Source organism: Ramlibacter sp. (genome assembly GCF_036383835.1).
Classification (GTDB): Bacteria; Pseudomonadota; Gammaproteobacteria; order Burkholderiales; family Burkholderiaceae_C; genus Ramlibacter.
Genome location: NZ_DASVNN010000145.1, coordinates 12,669 through 28,152 on the forward strand (window position 1 = coordinate 12,669; position 15,484 = coordinate 28,152).

18 protein-coding genes are annotated in these 15,484 nt (G+C 69.8%); 14 read left to right on the top strand and 4 right to left on the bottom strand.

Annotated features, from left to right (window positions below; translation table 11 throughout):
* Positions 1-29 precede the first annotated feature (29 nt).
* From VF522_RS22665 to VF522_RS22680, 4 genes are read left to right on the top strand one after another with little or no spacing between them, the layout of a single operon-like run.
* The gene (locus VF522_RS22665) at positions 30-1,244 is read left to right on the top strand and encodes a CaiB/BaiF CoA-transferase family protein (RefSeq protein ID WP_330910600.1); all 1,215 of its coding nucleotides are present in this window, start codon (positions 30-32) and stop codon (positions 1,242-1,244) included.
* Positions 1,241-2,182, top strand: coding sequence for a hydroxymethylglutaryl-CoA lyase (locus VF522_RS22670; RefSeq protein WP_330910601.1), 942 nt, complete (start codon positions 1,241-1,243; stop codon positions 2,180-2,182). Before VF522_RS22665 ends, VF522_RS22670 begins: the two co-directional genes overlap by 4 nt.
* A 17-nt stretch (positions 2,183-2,199) precedes the next feature.
* A complete protein-coding gene (locus VF522_RS22675; RefSeq protein ID WP_330910602.1) occupies positions 2,200-3,168 on the top strand; it encodes a tripartite tricarboxylate transporter substrate binding protein in 969 nt (322 codons plus the stop codon).
* A gap of 29 nt (positions 3,169-3,197) precedes the next feature.
* Positions 3,198-4,172: a tripartite tricarboxylate transporter substrate binding protein gene (locus VF522_RS22680; protein WP_330910603.1), complete on the top strand. Its 975-nt coding sequence runs from the start codon at positions 3,198-3,200 to the stop codon at positions 4,170-4,172.
* A gap of 9 nt (positions 4,173-4,181) precedes the next feature.
* Here the strand turns inward: VF522_RS22680 and VF522_RS22685 are convergent, their stop codons facing one another.
* Entirely contained in the window at positions 4,182-4,604 is a 423-nt protein-coding gene (locus tag VF522_RS22685; RefSeq protein ID WP_330910604.1) for a hypothetical protein, read from the bottom strand.
* 198 nt (positions 4,605-4,802) lie between these two features.
* Between VF522_RS22685 and VF522_RS22690 the strand changes: the two genes are divergently transcribed.
* A complete protein-coding gene (locus VF522_RS22690) occupies positions 4,803-5,162 on the top strand; it encodes a hypothetical protein (protein WP_330910605.1) in 360 nt (119 codons plus the stop codon).
* A gap of 22 nt (positions 5,163-5,184) precedes the next feature.
* Here VF522_RS22690 and VF522_RS22695 read toward each other — a convergent pair whose 3' ends face one another.
* On the bottom strand, positions 5,185-6,156 hold the full coding sequence (locus tag VF522_RS22695) for a tripartite tricarboxylate transporter substrate binding protein (protein ID WP_330910606.1): 972 nt from the start codon (positions 6,154-6,156) through the stop codon (positions 5,185-5,187).
* Positions 6,157-6,245: 89 nt separating this feature from the next.
* Positions 6,246-6,446, bottom strand: coding sequence for a hypothetical protein (locus VF522_RS22700; protein WP_330910607.1), 201 nt, complete (start codon positions 6,444-6,446; stop codon positions 6,246-6,248).
* A 173-nt stretch (positions 6,447-6,619) separates the two neighbouring features.
* On the opposite strand from VF522_RS22700, the gene VF522_RS22705 reads away from it, so the two are divergent.
* From VF522_RS22705 to VF522_RS22740, 8 genes are all read left to right on the top strand, one after another.
* Positions 6,620-6,919 (top strand): hypothetical protein, encoded by a 300-nt coding sequence (locus tag VF522_RS22705; RefSeq protein WP_330910608.1) that lies wholly within the window; start codon positions 6,620-6,622, stop codon positions 6,917-6,919.
* Positions 6,920-6,949: 30 nt separating this feature from the next.
* Complete coding sequence (locus tag VF522_RS22710) at positions 6,950-7,882, top strand: dihydrodipicolinate synthase family protein (protein WP_330910609.1); 933 nt, start codon at positions 6,950-6,952, stop codon at positions 7,880-7,882.
* Between the two features lie 24 nt (positions 7,883-7,906).
* Positions 7,907-8,788, top strand: a complete 882-nt coding sequence (ltnD, locus tag VF522_RS22715) for an L-threonate dehydrogenase (RefSeq protein WP_330910610.1) — start codon at positions 7,907-7,909, stop codon at positions 8,786-8,788.
* Positions 8,789-8,819: 31 nt separating this feature from the next.
* Positions 8,820-9,026 (top strand): DUF6494 family protein, encoded by a 207-nt coding sequence (locus VF522_RS22720; RefSeq protein WP_330910611.1) that lies wholly within the window; start codon positions 8,820-8,822, stop codon positions 9,024-9,026.
* Between the two features lie 86 nt (positions 9,027-9,112).
* Entirely contained in the window at positions 9,113-9,583 is a 471-nt protein-coding gene (locus tag VF522_RS22725; RefSeq protein ID WP_330910612.1) for a hypothetical protein, read from the top strand.
* A gap of 62 nt (positions 9,584-9,645) precedes the next feature.
* Entirely contained in the window at positions 9,646-10,011 is a 366-nt protein-coding gene (locus VF522_RS22730; RefSeq protein WP_330910613.1) for a DUF5329 domain-containing protein, read from the top strand.
* Between the two features lie 140 nt (positions 10,012-10,151).
* Entirely contained in the window at positions 10,152-12,227 is a 2,076-nt protein-coding gene (locus VF522_RS22735) for a TonB-dependent receptor (protein ID WP_330910614.1), read from the top strand.
* A gap of 95 nt (positions 12,228-12,322) precedes the next feature.
* Complete coding sequence (locus tag VF522_RS22740; protein ID WP_330910615.1) at positions 12,323-13,009, top strand: hypothetical protein; 687 nt, start codon at positions 12,323-12,325, stop codon at positions 13,007-13,009.
* A gap of 10 nt (positions 13,010-13,019) precedes the next feature.
* Here the strand turns inward: VF522_RS22740 and VF522_RS22745 are convergent, their stop codons facing one another.
* On the bottom strand, positions 13,020-13,886 hold the full coding sequence (locus VF522_RS22745; RefSeq protein WP_330910616.1) for a hypothetical protein: 867 nt from the start codon (positions 13,884-13,886) through the stop codon (positions 13,020-13,022).
* A gap of 125 nt (positions 13,887-14,011) precedes the next feature.
* On the opposite strand from VF522_RS22745, the gene VF522_RS22750 reads away from it, so the two are divergent.
* On the top strand, positions 14,012-15,451 hold the full coding sequence (locus VF522_RS22750) for an NAD-dependent succinate-semialdehyde dehydrogenase (protein ID WP_330910617.1): 1,440 nt from the start codon (positions 14,012-14,014) through the stop codon (positions 15,449-15,451).
* Positions 15,452-15,484 lie beyond the last annotated feature (33 nt).

Consider the following 15,484-nt stretch of genomic DNA (forward strand, 5'->3'; position numbering starts at 1 on the left):
CGGGCGGCCCCGCCGCACACTCCGCGCCCATGGAGACAAAGACCCACGCCGGCGCGCTCGCCGGCCTCAAGGTTCTGGAACTGGGCCAGCTCATCGCCGGCCCGTTCGCGGCCAAGACCCTGGCCGACTTCGGCGCCGACGTCGTCAAGATCGAACCGCCCGGCGTCGGCGACCCGCTGCGCAACTGGCGCCTGGTCAGGAACGGCACCTCGGTGTGGTGGCAGGTGCAGTCGCGCAACAAGCGCTCGGTCGCGCTCGATCTCAAGCAGCCCGAAGCGCAGGAAATCGTTCGCAAGCTGGCGTCGGAAGCCGACGTGCTGATCGAGAACTTCCGCCCGGGTGCGATGGAGGGCTGGAACCTCGATCCGCACAAGCTGATCGAGGCCAATCCGCGCCTGGTGGTGCTGCGCATCAGCGGCTACGGCCAGACCGGCCCCTACCGCGACCGGCCCGGCTTCGGCGTGGTCGGCGAGGCCATGGGCGGCCTGCGCCACCTCAGCGGCGAGCCCGGCCGCGCGCCGGTGCGCGTCGGCGTGAGCATCGGCGACACGCTCGCCGCGCTGCACGGCGTGATCGGCATCCTGATGGCGCTGCACGAGCGCCAGCGGTCCGGCAAGGGGCAGGTGATCGACGTCGCGCTGTACGAGGCCGTGTTCAACGTCATGGAAAGCCTGCTGCCCGAGCACAGCGCCTCCGGCGCCGTGCGCGGCCCGGCGGGCAGCGCGCTGCCGGGCATCGCGCCCACCAACGCCTACCTCTGCAGCGACGGCGGCTACGCGCTGGTCGCGGGCAATGGCGACAGTATTTACAAGCGGCTGATGGCGGCGATCGGCCGCGAGGACCTAGGCAACGATCCCGAACTGGCCGACAACGCCGGCCGCGTGAAGCGCGTGCAAGAGATCGACGCGGCCATCGGCGAATGGACGAAGTCGCGCAGCGTCGGCGAGGTGCTGGCGGTGCTGGACGCCGCCTCGGTGCCGGCCGGCCGCATCTACACCGTGGCCGACATCGCGGCCGATCCGCACTATGCCGCGCGCGGCATGCTGCAGGAGATCACGCTCGATGGCGGCGACCGGCTCACGGTGCCGGGCATCGTGCCCAAGCTCTCGCGCACCCCGGGCGGCCAGCATCGCAATGCGCCGGGCCTGGGACAGGACACGGACGCCGTGATGCGCGAGATCGGACTCAGCGAAGAACAGATCGCGGCGCTCAAGGGCCGCGGCGTGATCAAGGGACAGGCATGAAAAAGAGGATCCATTTCAACGACGTCGTCACCCGCGACGGTTTCCAGATCGAGCCGGAGTTCATTCCCACCGATGCCAAGGTGCAGCTGGTGGACGCGCTCTCCGGGTGCGGCTACGCGAAGATCGAAGTCACCTCCTTCACCTCGCCCAAGGCGATCCCGATGCTGCGCGACGCCGAGGAGGTGATGGGCCGCATCCGCCGCGTGCCGGGGGTCGAGTACACCGTGCTGGTGCCCAACCTGCGCGGCGCCGAGCGCGCGATGGAGTCGCGCGCCGACGAGCTCAATCTCGTGATGTCGACGTCCGAGACGCACAACCTCGCCAACCTGCGCATGCCGCGCGGGAAGAGCTTCGCTTCGCTGGCCGAAGTGATCCGCTTCGTCGCCGGCCGCACACCGATCAACGTGTCGCTCTCCACCGCCTTCGGCTGTCCCATGGAAGGCGACGTGCCGCAGGAGGAAGTGCTGCGCTGGGCCGCCCGCTTCGCCGATCTCGGCGTGCGCGGCCTCACGATCTGCGACACCACCGGCATGGCCAACCCCGCGCAGGTGGCCCGGATGTGCGACGAAGCGCAACGCCGTTTCCCGCAGCTGCAGCTGACCCTGCACTTCCACAACACGCGCGGCATGGGCCTGGCCAACGTGCTGGCCGCCGTGCAGTCCGGCATCGTGCGCTTCGACGGTTCGCTGGGCGGCCTCGGCGGCTGCCCTTACGCGCCCGGCGCCAGCGGCAACATCTCCAGCGAGGACGCGATCCACATGCTGGAGACCATGGGCTACGACACCGGCATCGATCTCGCGAAGCTGCTGCAGGTGGCGCGCGCGCTGCCCGGGATCGTCGGCCACGAGGTGCCGGGGCAGGTCGCCAAGGCTGGCCCGACGTCCATGCTGCATCCCGTTCCGGCCGCGGTCACCGAACTGCGCGCCACGCTTTCCTGAAAACGATGAGAGACACCATGCATTCCATCTCCCGCAGAACCTTCGTCGGGGCCGCAGCCGCGGGCGCCGCCTCCATCGCGCTGCCCCTGCACGCGCAGAACCGTCCGATCACGCTGGTGGTCGGCTCCGCGCCGGGCGGCACGACCGACCTGTCGGCGCGCATGCTGGCCGAGCCGCTGGCGAAGATCCTCAACACCTCCGTCGTGGTCGACAACCGCAGCGGCGGCAACGGCAACATCGCCGGCCAGATGGTCGCCCGCGCGCCGGGCGACGGCACCACGCTGCTGGTGCAGTACTCCGGCTACCAGTCGATCACGCCGCTGCTGCAGCCGGTGCAGGGCTTCGATCCTTCCAGGGATCTCAAGCCGATCGGCCACCTGATCGACGCGCCGCAGGTGCTGGTGGTGCGCCCCGGCTTTCCCGCGAAGGACTTCAAGGAGTTCATCGCCTACGTGAAGGCCAACCCCGGCAAGGTCAACTACGCATCCAGCGGCAACGGCGCGCTGCAGCACGTCACCACCGAGCTGCTGAAGGACCTGACCAAGACCTTCATGACGCACATCCCCTACCGTGGCACCGGTCCGGCGCTGACGGACCTGCTCGCAGGCACGGTGGACCTGACCATCACCACGCCGCCCCCGCTGCTGCCGCACATCCGCTCCGGCAAGCTGAAGGCGCTGATGGTGACGGGCAAGACGCGCCTGCCTTCGCTGCCCGACGTGCCGACGGCCACCGAGATGGGCGTGGCGCTCGTCGCGTCCTCGTGGTTCGCGGTGTACGGCCCGTCCGGCATGCAGCCCGACCTGCAGAACAAGCTGTCGGCCGCGGTGCGCCAGGTGGTCGAATCCGCCGATTTCAGGCGCCGTGCCGAGGAGCAGGGCGCCACCGCGATCGCGATGACGCCGGCCGAACTGGCCGCGCTGGGCACCAGGGAGCGCGGCACCTGGGAACGCATCATCAAGGTCGCCCAGATCAAGGCGGATTAAAGTCCGTTCCACCCCAACGGAGACAAGCCATGACTCGACGTCCTTTCCTGCGCAACGCGGTGCTCGTCGCGGGTGCCGCCCTCATCGCCTCGCTCGCCGCGGCGCAAGGCTTTCCGGGCAAGCCGATCACGCTGATCGTCCCCAACCCGCCCGGGGGCCTCGTCGACACCTCGGCCCGCATCGTCGGCGACTCGCTCGCCAAGGTGCTGGGGCAGTCGGTGGTGGTCGACAACCGCGGCGGCGGCAGCGGCAACGTGGCGTACAGCCACGTGGCACGCTCGCCGGCCGACGGCTACACGCTGCTGACCTCCTACTCTGCCTACCACGTGGGCAATCCTTCGCTCACGCCGAAGCTGCCCTGGGCGCAGAAGGACTTCACCCCGATCGCGCTGGTGACGGTGGCGACCAACGTGATCGCGGCGCATCCTTCGGTGCCCGCGAACACGCTGCAGGAATTCATCGCGCACCTGAAGAAGAATCCCGGCAAGCTCAGCTACGCCTCGCAGGGCAACGGCTCGGTCTCGCACATCGGCACCGAGATGTTCAAGATGCAGACCGGCACCAGCATGGTCCACATCCCCTACAAGGGCTCGGGCGACGCGATCCGCGACGTGCTCTCCGGCCAGGTGCAGGTGTTCATGACCACGCCGCCGTCGGTGATGGGCCACGTGAACTCCGGCAAGCTGAAGGCCTTCGCGGTGACGGGCGCCAGGCGTCACCCGAACCTGCCGAACGTGCCGACCACGGCCGAAGCGGGACTCAAGGGCTTCGAGCTCGAATCGTGGGTCGCGATCTTCGCGCCCGCGGGCACGCCGCCCGATGTCGTGCAGAAGCTCAGCGCCGGCATCAAGCAGGCGCTGGAGTCGCCCGAAGCGAAGCAGCGCGCCGACGGCGCCGGCATCGAGATCCGCTACCTGCCGCCCGCGCAGCTCGATGCGATGGTGAAGAGCGAGACGGCGTTCTGGGCCAGGACGATCAAGGCCGCGGGCATCACTGCGGATTGATCCGCGGCCTCAGTGGCGGCTGGCGCCGTGCTCCGGCGGCGGCTTCGGCTGCCACGCAGCGGCGCCGCTCGCCGGCAGTTCATCGGCGAGGTCGGCCAGCGTGAGGTGGTAGGTCGCCACCCAGAGCACGAACTCGGGACTGCTCGCGGGATGGGGATTGCGCGGTTCGCCGGCCTGCCCGCTCGCCACGAGGCGGGCCGCCGCTTCGGCGTCCTGCCGGATCGCCGCCGCGCGTTCCGGCCCCATGCCGCTGTAGAGCACGCCCGGCTGGCTCAACGGCCGGTGCGGGCCGGTTTCGCGGCCAAGACGTTGGTAACGCAACTTGCGAGCGCGCCGTTCCAGCGCGCGCTTCGCGAGGCCGGCCACGTAAAGCAGGAGCGCCAGACCCACGACGGCTGCGACCAACCACAGGACGGCACTCGAGCTGCTCATCCTTGGAGTAGAGCAGTTCCGTAGATTTACTTATTTGCAGATATTTCCGATGTAAATATCGGAAACATGGCTCATCCACCCCGAGGGCCGCAGGATCCTGAAAATTCCGCTCCGCGGGACGACGAACTGAAACACGGCTCGTTTCGCATCCCACAATTTCTGGCGCAACTGTGTAGGCAGGCCGTTACGTTCGGCCACATGGTCACCCGCTCGAATCCCAACCCGGACATCGCTGCGGTACAGCGGGCCTTCCAGATGGCGTGCGGCCTGCCCACCCACGAACGGGTGCGGCTGCGGGTCGGGGTCCTGTCGGCCGACGGACTGATGATCAGCACCGGCACCTTGCGGGGATTCGAGCAGGCCGGTTTCCTGCGCGACCAGTTACAACTGCTCGGCTTTGCGGAATATGTGCCGCCCCGCGCCGTGGATGCACTCGGTTGCGATCTCCTGCTGAAGTACGTGCCCGAGGAGGGCGATTCCGCGCCCGACCTCCTGCGCACCGGCGGGCCGCTCTGGCCCCCGGCGCGCAACCGCGGCACCCCGTCGTCGTCGCGCTGAGCGCCGCGGGCGCGGCTTCCTGCTATTCGACCTTGGCGCCGGAGGCCTGGACGACTTTCGCCCACTTCTCCGTTTCCATCTTGTGGATGGCCCAGAACTGTTCCGGCGTGCCGCCGATGGGCACCCCGCCGAGGTCCGCGAGCTTCTGCAGCATGCCCGGGTCCGCTAGCGCCGCGTTGATCTCGCGGTTGAGGCGCGCGATCGCCGCGGGCGGCGTTCCCTTGGGCGCGGACACGCCGAACCAGGCGCTGGCCTCGTAGCCGGGCACCGTCTCCGACACGGTCGGCACGTTGGGCAGGGCCGGCGAACGCTGCGCGCTCGTCACCGCCAGCGCACGCACCGAGCCGCCGCGGATGTGGCCGATGATGGAAGGCATGTTGTCGAAGATCAGGTCGACCTGGCCGCCGATCAGGTCGGTGGTCGCGGGGCCGGCGCCCTTGTAGGGGATGTGCTTCATCCGGATGCCGGTCATCGACTTGAACAGCTCGCCCGAGAGGTGCACCGAAGTGCCCGAGCCGGACGAAGCCATGTTGACCTTGTCCGGGTTCTTCTTCGCGTACTCGATGAACTCGGGCACCGAGTGGGCCGGGAAGTTCTTCGTCACGGTCATGACGTTCGGCACCCGGATCAGGCCGCCCACCGGCGCCATGTCCTCCAGGAAGTTGAACGGCAGCTTCGAGTAGAGCGTCGCGTTGATCGCGTTGGCGGGGTTCACCAGGAAGATGGTGTAGCCGTCGGCGGGCGACTTCACCGCCATCTCGGTGCCGATGTTGTTGCCGCCGCCGGCCTTGTTCTCCACGACCACCTGCTGGTTCAGCCGCTGCGACAGCCAGGTGGACATCAGGCGTGCCAGCAGGTCGGTGGTGCCGCCCGGCGGATAGGGCACGATCCATTTGATCGGCTTGTTCGGGTAATCGGACTGGGCGGCCGCGGGCAGGGCCGCGACGCTGCAGAGCAGCGCCAGGCCGGTGGCCAGGGTTTTCAGAACGCGCATGAAGGCTCCCGTGTCGACAGCGACGCGGCAGGGTACAGGCCGCTGCCGCGCAGCGTCATCAGGGGACACCCTCGACGGGAAAGAAAGCTTCAGCGTTGCTGGAGCTGGCGGCTCGCGAGCAGCAGGCGCCGCAGGCGCTCCCGGCGTGTGGCCGGCGGCGCGAATTCCGCGGCGATGCCGTCGAGCGCGTCGCCCGGCTCGGCGCCGGGGGCGGGCACGATCGAGGACACGTGCACGGCAACCCCCGCTTGCGTGGCAAGGGTGAACACAGGGGTGGCGGGGGAGTTCATGCCTGCAGGATGGTCCCGCGGGCGCGGACTGCCCATCGCCGGGCGCCGCCAGGTGCCGTAGGCGGTGCCACGGGGCGGCATGGCCGGAATGCCTTGCGACGCCTTCCTACGGACCCGGGCGCGCCGTCAGCCTAAATTGACAGCGGACGAACGCCGATGCACAAGGAAGACGCATGCCCCATATCAGGAAGCTCATGAAGCACACCGGGGACATCCACCCGCCGGAGGTCGAGTCGGCACTGGACGACTTCGCCGGGGAAGACGCGGCCGTGCCCGACGCGGCCCTGCGCAGCGAGGCGCCGGGCGGACGGACCTCCGCCATGTCCACGCCCGCGACGATGGCGCTGCCGGCTCCGGAGCCGATGCCGCGCGGCCTCGGGGAGGATGCGCGGGAGCAGGTGCGCCGCCATCCGCTCGCCACGCTCTCGGCCGCCTTCGCGCTGGGAGTCGTGCTGGCGCGCTTGTTCCGTTGATGCGCCGGTGCGGCCTATGATGGCCGCACCATGAACAGCCTTTCCCGCCGGCCGCGGCACCGCGGCGTCTTCCCCGTCGTCCCCACCACGTTCCGCGAGGACGGCACGCTGGACATCGCCAGCCAGAAGCGCTGCGTCGACTTCATGATCGATGCCGGCTCCAACGGGCTGTGCATCCTCGCCAACTTCTCCGAGCAGTTCCTGCTCGCCGACGACGAGCGCGAGCTCCTGACGCGGACCATCCTGGAGCACGTCGCCGGCCGCGTGCCGGTGATCGTGACCACCACGCACTTCGGCACCGAGGTCTGCGCGGCGCGCAGCCGCCGCGCGCAGGAGCAGGGCGCCGCGATGGTCATGGCCATGCCGCCCTACCACGGCGCCACGATCCGCGTGGGCGAGGAGAAGATCCACGAGTTCTTCGCCCGGGTGTCGGACGCGATCTCCATCCCGATCATGATCCAGGACGCGCCGGTGGCCGGCACGCCTTTGTCGCCCGCCTTCCTCGCCCGCATGGCGCGCGAGATCGAGAACGTGGCGTACTTCAAGATCGAAACGGCGGGCGCGGCCAGCAAGCTGCGCGAACTGATCCGCCTCGGCGGCGACGCGATCGAAGGCCCTTGGGACGGCGAGGAGGCGATCACGCTGCTGCCGGACCTGGACGCGGGTGCCACCGGCTCCATGACGGGCGGCGGCTACCCGGACGGCATCCGCACCATCGTCGATCCGTATCTCGCGGGCCGGCGGGACGAAGCGATCGAGGCCTATGCGCGCTGGCTGCCCCTGATCAACCACGAGAACCGGCAGGGCGGCATCCTCACGGCCAAGGCGCTGATGCAGGAAGGCGGCATCATCGCCTGCGATGCGCCGCGCCATCCCTTCGCGGCCATGCATCCGGAGGTGCGCAAGGGCCTGCTGGAAACCGCGCGGCGGCTGGATCCGCTGGTGCTGCGCTGGGCGCGCTGAACGAACGAACACGAAGGAGAAGAGATGCGGGATGTGGGACTGATCGGCCTGGGCGCGATGGGCCTGGGCATGGCGCAATCGTTGCGGCGCGCGGGACACCGCGTGCACGTGTACGACGTGCGCGACGAGGCCGCGCGCAAGTTCGCGGCGGAAGGCGGCGTGGCGTGCACCAGCCCGGCCGACGTGGCGTCGCGCTGCGAGGTGGTGGTCGGCGTGGTGGTGAACGCGGCGCAGACGGAACAGGTGCTGTTCGGCGAGAAGGGCGCGGCCTCCTCGATGAAGGGCGGCAACCTGTTCGTGATGTGTTCGACGGTCGACCCGAACTGGTCGGTCGCCCTGGAACAGCGGCTCGAGGGGCTCGGCCTGCTGTACCTCGATGCGCCGATCTCGGGCGGCGCGGCCAAGGCCGCCGCCGGCCAGATCACGATGATGACCGCCGGCAAGCCCGCGGCCTATGCCATGGCCGGCGAGCTGCTCGAAGGCATGGCCGCCAAGGTGTACCGCCTGGGCGACCGCGCCGGCAACGGCAGCAAGGTGAAGATCATCAACCAGCTGCTGGCGGGCGTGCACATCGCCGCGGCGGCCGAGGCGATGGCGCTGGGCCTGCGCGAAGGCGTGGCCGCGGACGCGCTCTACGACGTGATCACGCACAGCGCCGGCAACAGCTGGATGTTCGAGAACCGCATGCCGCACGTGCTGAAGAACGACTACACGCCGCTGTCGGCCGTCGACATCTTCGTGAAGGACCTCGGCCTGGTGCTCGACACCGCGCGGGCGACGAAATTCCCCTTGCCGCTTGCGTCCACGGCGCACCAGATGTTCATGCAGGCTTCGTCCGCGGGGCATGGCCGCGAGGATGATGCGGCGGTGATCAAGATCTTTCCGGGGATCCAATTGCCGGATTGAAGCGGGAACGACATCTCAGCGGGAGACATCCATGAACGAGGAAGAACTGAACATCAGCATCCGCAAGTTCCTCAAGATGGTGGGCGTGAGCTCCCAGCGCGAGATCGAGCATGCGGTGGCGCGCGCGGTGCAGGAACGCGCCGTCGCGGGCACCGAAACCTTCCCGGCGAAGATGACGCTGGAGATCCCGGGCCTGAAGCTGCGGGTCGATTTCGACGGCGAGATCCGGCTCGGATAGCGGCGCGCGCGCAACAGCCCTCCTTCCGGCGTAGCCGCCGGGGCCGACTGCTGGGCTAGACTTCCGGCAGTTCGGAGGAGGGAATCATGAGGGCAGCATTCGCGGCCGCCGCGGCGCTGCTGGCCGCCGGCGGCGTCCAGGCGCAGTACTACTCGCAGTCGGCGCCGTACATCCCGTCGGTCGGCGAGGCTCCGCTCTACCTGAAGTACATGAGCCCGCGCTGCGCGGCCCTGCACGATTCCATCCGCACCGGCCCGGCCCGCGGCCTGAGCTCGCAGACGATCTCCGCCGCGCGCAAGGAATACGAGCGCGATTGCAGCGAGGACGAGCGCGACGCCAGGTCGCAACTGTCGAAGGACCAGCAGGAAGGCCGCGCGCAGAAGCGCGCCGAGCAGCAGGCGCAGGCCAAGGCGGTGGAACGGACCAAGCAGCAGGAGCAGCAGTGCGGCGAGTCCAAGCGCATCCTCAAGCTGAAGAAGGCCCGCACCGATCTCACGGACGGCGAGAAGGGCGATCTCAAGCGCTTCGAGGAAAACTACCTGGCGCGCTGCAGCTGAAACCGGCGGCACGGCCCGGAAGTGTCGTCCAATGGGGTTCCCCGATGTCCAAGGAGCGAACCATGCGCTGGATGCTTTCCGGATGCCTGCTGGCCTGGGCCCTGTCGTCCGCCGCCGCCCCGGTCCCGCCGGCGGCCCGCGCCGAAATCGACGCGCTGCTCGCCAAGCTGCAGTCCTCCGGCTGCACCTTCAACCGCAACGGCACCTGGCACGGCGCGGACGAAGCGCAGGCGCACCTGCGGCGCAAGCTGGAAGCCCTGGAAGAGCGCAACGTGGTGCAGACCACCGAGCAGTTCATCGCCCTCGGGGCGTCCACCAGCAGCGTGTCCAGCAAGCCTTACCTGGTGAAGTGCGGCGGCGGCACCCCCGTCGAGAGCAGGGTGTGGCTCACCAACGAACTGAAGGCGCTGCGTTCGAAGGCGAAGTGATCGCCGCGACGGCGCGCGGCAGCGTGTCGCAGTCCCTGGTGTTCCTGTATGAGGAACTTCGTTCCTTCTGGTAGGATGGCCCCGGCCTTTCCCAGAACGACAGGAGACTTCCCCTGCACGCGCGAATCCAGTCGGCGGCGATGGCCGCCGCCGTGCTCGCCTGCGCGCCCGCCAGCGCGCAGCGGCAAGCCGCCGAGTTGCCCACCGTCACGATCCCGAGCACGCGCGAGGACCTGCAGGGCGTTGCCGACAGCGCCAGCGAAGGCGTCGTCACTTCCAGGCAGTTGCGCACGCGGCCGGTGCTGCGCGCGGGCGACATCATGGAGGCGGTGCCGGGGCTCGTCGCCACGCAGCACGCCGGCGAGGGCAAGGCCAACCAGTACTTCCTGCGCGGCTTCAACCTGGACCACGGGACCGACTTCGCCACTTTCGTCGACGGCGTGCCGGTCAACATGCCCACGCACGGACATGGCCAGGGCTACACCGACCTGTACTTCGTGATCCCGGAACTGGCCGAGGCGGTGCACTACCGCAAGGGGCCGTACCACGCGGAGGAGGGCGACTTCGCCGCGGCCGGCAGCGCGCGCATCCGCACGGTGCAGCGGCTCGCGCGGCCCTTCGGCCTGGTCGGAGCCGGCGCGCACGGCTTTCGCCGCACGCTGGCCGCCGGTTCCTTCGCCGCCGGCGGCGGCGACCTGCTGCTGGCCGCCGAGCACGGCCGCGACGACGGCCCCTGGACCGTGAAGCAGGACCTGCGCAAGACCAACCTCGCGGGCAAGTACTCCCGCGGCGACGGGAACAACGGCTGGTCCGTGGGCCTCACGCACTACGCGGCCGACTGGATCTCGACCGACCAGGTCCCGCTGCGCGCCGTGGAGGCCGGCACGCTGGGCCGCTTCGATTCGCTCGACCCCACGGCGGGCGGGCGCACGCGCCGCACCGCGCTGAACGCCAACTGGGGCCATGGCGAAGGCGGCGTGCAGACGCGGTTCGGCGCCTACGCCATCCGCTATTCCCTGGACCTGTTCTCGCAGTTCACCTATTTCACCCGCGGCTGCGACACCGACCCCTTGCCTGCGGAGTGCAAGGGGCCCACGGCCCTCGACCAGTTCGAGCAGGTCGACCGTCGCAAGGTATTCGGCGCCTCGGCCTCGCAGGTGCGCGGCTTCAAGGTCGGGTCCGCCGATGTCGCGTGGAGCTACGGAACCGACCTGCGCCGCGACGACATCGCCGAGGTCGGCCTGTTCGACACCCGCCAGCGCGCGCGCACGGCCAGGGTCCGCAGCGACAGCGTCACGCTCGATGCCCTCGGCATCTGGGGCCAGCTGGACTGGCAGTGGACGCCGCAATGGCGCACCGTGGCCGGTTTGCGCTGGGACCGGCGGCAGGCCGACGTGACGAGCTCCGTGGCGCCCAACAGCGGCAGCAGCTCCGCCTCGATCGCGAGCCCGAAGCTGTCGCTGGTCTACCTGCCCAGCGACAGGCTGGACCTGTACGCCAACTGGGGACGCGGTTTCCACAGCAATGACGCGCGCGGCACCGTGATCACCGTCGATCCGCGCGATGGCGTCACGCCGGCCGGGCGCGCGACGCCGCTGGTGCGGGCACAAGGCCACGAGATCGGCGCGCGCAGCAAGTGGAGCCCGGCGCTGGTCACCACCGTGGCGCTGTGGACGCTCAAGCTCGATTCCGAGCTGCTGTTCGTGGGCGATGCCGGCACCACCGAGGCGTCGCGGCCGTCGCGGCGCTCGGGCCTGGAGCTCACCGCCAACTGGCGTCCCGCGCTCGGCTGGGAGATCGATGCGGACGTGTCGCTGACCCGCGCGCGCTTCTCCGATGCCGACCCGGCGGGCAGCCGGATCCCGGGTGCGATGGAGCGCGTCGCCACGCTCGGCGTGACCTGGCAGGAAGGACCCTGGACCGTGGGCGGCCGCGTGCGCCACTTCGGCGCGCGGCCGCTGATCGAGGACGATTCGATCCGCGCGGGCTCGAGCACCGTGGTGAACCTGCGCACGGCCTGGCGCTTCCACCGGGACGCGGAGCTCTCCATGGACGTGTTCAACGTGTTCGACCGGCGCACCAGCGACATCGAGTACGCCTACGCATCGCGCCTGCCGGGCGAGCCTGCGTTTTCCGGCGCCGCGACGCCCGCCACCGTCCACTTCCATCCGTCGCTGCCGCGTACCGTGCGGGTCGGCCTCAAGGTGAGCTTCTAGGCGCGCGTGGCGCCATGCCAACGCGAAGGGCCCTGAAACACTCGCTCCATCCGGCGCCGGCCGGATACTCCCTGCAACAACAGGAGGGAGTTCCCATGCAGTCCATCATCCGCAACGGCGTCGCCTGGCTGGCGCTCGCCGGCGCCGCCCTGGTCGCGCAGGCCGACACCGTCGCGCGCGCGATCGGCGGCACGTCCATCCAGGTGCCGGTGCCGCCCGGGTACGTCGAGGTCACCGATCCGCGCCTGCTGGATTTCGCGCGAAAGACCACCCCGAACGGCAACCGCCTGCTGGCGGTGTTCGTGTCGCAGGCCGACGACGAGCGCATGCGCGCCGGCTTCGGGCCGCTGATGCAGCGCTACTTCATGCTGCAGACGTCGCGCCGCGCGGAGGCGGCGAAGCTCAACCCGTCCGACTTCGCGCAGGTGAAGGCGGCGATCCGCGCGCAGATGCCCACGACCTCCGAGCGCGTGCTGCCGGGCGTCAACAAGGACCTGCGCAACAACCTGCAGGACGAGGCGGTGCAGGCCGAAGTCAAGAGCGTCGCGGGCGACGGCGTATTCCTGGACACCGACACCGCGATCGGCTTCGGCATGCGGGGCGAGGTGAAGGTCACCGCCGCCGAGCGCAGCGAAACGACGGAAATGGGATCGGCGGGCGTCACGGCCCTGGCGCGCGGGAAGCTCGTCTTCTTCTACGCCTACGCCATCGCGTCCGACCTGGACTGGGCGCGCGGCGAAGCACGCAGCTGGGCGGCGCAGCTGGAGCGCGCCAACCGCTGATCCTCCCCTCCTAGAGCACGGCGTCGAGCACCGTCGTCCACTTCTCCGCCAGCTTGCGGTAGCCGGCGCGGGTCGGGTGGATCTCGTTCTGCCAGTCCTCGGTGGGGCCGGGGTCCTGGTTGCCGGCCGGCGCGAGCGTGCGCAGGGTGTCGACCACGTGGACGTTGGCGAACCGCGCCGGGAAGCCGGTGACCAGCGCATGCAGCCGCGCGAACAGTTCGCTCGCCACGCCGTTCCATTCCGCTTGCGGGACAGCGAAGGTGATCAGGGCCCTGGACAGCCACGGCCCGAAGTTCAGGCCCGCGGCCGCATCGCGCGGCGCCGGCACGTCGTAGGTGTGCAGGACGATCGGCTGCCCCTGGTTGATCCCCCGGTCGCGCGCGGCGACGAGGTCCTGCATCACGGCCTGCAGGTGGACGCGGAAGGTCTCCCAGCCCGGGTCGCTCACGAAGGGGTGCGGACCGAGCTGCGGGTCGCCCACTTCGGTCTGCAGGCGCAGCAGGCGCAGGGCCGGGTCGCTCGCGGTGGATTGCAGCGCCTCGATCAGGTCGTTGCCGCCGCCGGACAGCAGGATGCCGCTCCAGTTGCGCGCCTTGGCCCCGTTCAGCAGCTGCAGGAAGCGGCGCGCGCGCGTGGTGTCGGTCATGCGCTTGAGGGTTGCGCCCGGCGACGCGCACTGCACGATGCAGGTGCCGGTGGACAGTTCCAGCTCGCGCAGCAGGTTGGTGGTGAGGAACGGCGGGATCGCGCCGATCGAGAACCACGAGTCGCCCTGCGCGAGGCAGCTGCGGGGGAACTGCTCGATGGGGAAGCCGGGCACCTCGCCGCTTCCCTCGAGTTGCTGCGGGTCGATGATCTGCACCGGGATGCGGGCCATGGCTCCTCCTTCGCGCGGTCGGGTGCAGCGATTCTGGCCGCGGCACCGCACCCGTCAATGCACCGGCTGGCGGATCACCACCCAGGCGCGCGCCGCATAATCCCGGGATCACCCCGAGGGACCCCATGACTTACCCCAACACCCAGCTCTACATCAACGGCCAGTGGCAGGACGCCGCCGAAGGTCGCACGCTCGCCGTGTTCAACCCGGCGAGCGGCAAGGAGATCGGCCGCGTCGCGCATGCCGGCAAGGCCGACCTCGACAAGGCCCTGGAAGCCGCGCAGAAGGGCTTCGAGACCTGGCGCGACATGCCGCCGGCCGACCGCGCGAAGATCATGCGCAAGGCCGCCGCGCTGATCCGCGAGCGCGCCGGCGAGATCGCGCCGCTGCTCACGCAGGAGCAGGGCAAGCCGCTGGTGGAAGCCAAGGGCGAGACGATGGCCGCCGCCGACATGATCGAGTGGTACGCCGACGAAGGCTTCCGCGTCTACGGCCGCCTCGTGCCTTCGCGCGGCAAGCCGGAACTGCGCCAGATGGTGATCAAGGACCCGGTCGGCCCGGTCGCCGCGTTCACGCCCTGGAACTTCCCGATCAACCAGGTGGTGCGCAAGGTCGGCCCGGCGCTCGCCGCCGGCTGCTCGATGCTGGTGAAGGCCGCGGAGGAAACGCCCGCCGGTCCCGCCGCCTTCGTCAAGGCCTTCGCCGACGCCGGCATCCCGCCCGGCGTGCTGCAGCTGGTCTACGGCGACCCGGCCGAGATCTCCGGCTACCTGATCCCGCACCGCGTGATCCGCAAGGTCACCTTCACCGGCTCGACGCCGGTGGGCAAGCAGCTCGCCGCGCTGGCGGGCCAGCACATGAAGCGCGTGACGATGGAACTGGGCGGCCACGCGCCGGTGATCGTCTGCGAGGACGCCGACATCGGCCTGGCGGTGAAGGCCGCCGGCGCCGCGAAGTTCCGCAACGCCGGCCAGGTCTGCATCTCGCCCACGCGCTTCCTGGTTCACGAGAGCGTGAAGAACGAGTTCGCGCAGGCGTTCGCCAAGTACGCGCAGGGCCTGAAGGTCGGCGACGGCCTGGCCGAAGGCACGCAGATGGGCCCGCTGGCGAATCCGCGCCGCGTCAGCGCGATGGCGGAGATCCACGAGGACGCCGTGAAGAAGGGTGCCACGGTGCTCACCGGCGGCAAGCGCATCGGCGATTCCGGCAACTTCTGGGAGCCGACCGTGCTGGTCGACGTGCCGCTGGAAGCCAAGGTGTTCAACGACGAGCCCTTCGGCCCCGTGGCCGGCATCCGCAGCTTCAACAAGCTGGAGGAAGCGATCGCCGAAGCCAACCGCCTGTCCTTCGGCCTCGCGGGCTATGCGTTCACCAAGTCGCTGAAGAACGCCGACCTGCTGACGCGCCGCGTCGAAGTGGGCATGCTGTGGCTCAACATGCCGGCCATGCCCAGCGCCGAGATGCCCTTCGGCGGCATCAAGGATTCGGGCTACGGTTCCGAAGGCGGCCCCGAGTCGCTGGAGGCCTACCTGAACACGCGCTCGGTCGCGGTGATGAACGTCTGAGGCTGGGGGGGACTGCCCCCCACCCCCACCCCC

Bases quoted from the DNA above. Each gene is read 5' to 3' on its own strand.
- VF522_RS22735 (WP_330910614.1), top strand. From the start codon at position 10,152: ATGGCCGCCGCCGTGCTCGCCTGCGCGCCCGCCAGCGCGCAGCGGCAA.
- VF522_RS22690 (WP_330910605.1), top strand. From the start codon at position 4,803: ATGGTCACCCGCTCGAATCCCAACCCGGACATCGCTGCGGTACAGCGG.
- ltnD (WP_330910610.1), top strand. From the start codon at position 7,907: ATGCGGGATGTGGGACTGATCGGCCTGGGCGCGATGGGCCTGGGCATG.
- VF522_RS22705 (WP_330910608.1), top strand. From the start codon at position 6,620: ATGCCCCATATCAGGAAGCTCATGAAGCACACCGGGGACATCCACCCG.
- VF522_RS22700 (WP_330910607.1), bottom strand. From the start codon at position 6,446: ATGAACTCCCCCGCCACCCCTGTGTTCACCCTTGCCACGCAAGCGGGG.
- VF522_RS22720 (WP_330910611.1), top strand. From the start codon at position 8,820: ATGAACGAGGAAGAACTGAACATCAGCATCCGCAAGTTCCTCAAGATG.
- VF522_RS22750 (WP_330910617.1), top strand. From the start codon at position 14,012: ATGACTTACCCCAACACCCAGCTCTACATCAACGGCCAGTGGCAGGAC.
- VF522_RS22730 (WP_330910613.1), top strand. From the start codon at position 9,646: ATGCGCTGGATGCTTTCCGGATGCCTGCTGGCCTGGGCCCTGTCGTCC.
- VF522_RS22665 (WP_330910600.1), top strand. From the start codon at position 30: ATGGAGACAAAGACCCACGCCGGCGCGCTCGCCGGCCTCAAGGTTCTG.
- VF522_RS22685 (WP_330910604.1), bottom strand. From the start codon at position 4,604: ATGAGCAGCTCGAGTGCCGTCCTGTGGTTGGTCGCAGCCGTCGTGGGT.
- VF522_RS22745 (WP_330910616.1), bottom strand. From the start codon at position 13,886: ATGGCCCGCATCCCGGTGCAGATCATCGACCCGCAGCAACTCGAGGGA.
- VF522_RS22670 (WP_330910601.1), top strand. From the start codon at position 1,241: ATGAAAAAGAGGATCCATTTCAACGACGTCGTCACCCGCGACGGTTTC.
- VF522_RS22740 (WP_330910615.1), top strand. From the start codon at position 12,323: ATGCAGTCCATCATCCGCAACGGCGTCGCCTGGCTGGCGCTCGCCGGC.
- VF522_RS22695 (WP_330910606.1), bottom strand. From the start codon at position 6,156: ATGCGCGTTCTGAAAACCCTGGCCACCGGCCTGGCGCTGCTCTGCAGC.
- VF522_RS22675 (WP_330910602.1), top strand. From the start codon at position 2,200: ATGCATTCCATCTCCCGCAGAACCTTCGTCGGGGCCGCAGCCGCGGGC.
- VF522_RS22710 (WP_330910609.1), top strand. From the start codon at position 6,950: ATGAACAGCCTTTCCCGCCGGCCGCGGCACCGCGGCGTCTTCCCCGTC.
- VF522_RS22725 (WP_330910612.1), top strand. From the start codon at position 9,113: ATGAGGGCAGCATTCGCGGCCGCCGCGGCGCTGCTGGCCGCCGGCGGC.
- VF522_RS22680 (WP_330910603.1), top strand. From the start codon at position 3,198: ATGACTCGACGTCCTTTCCTGCGCAACGCGGTGCTCGTCGCGGGTGCC.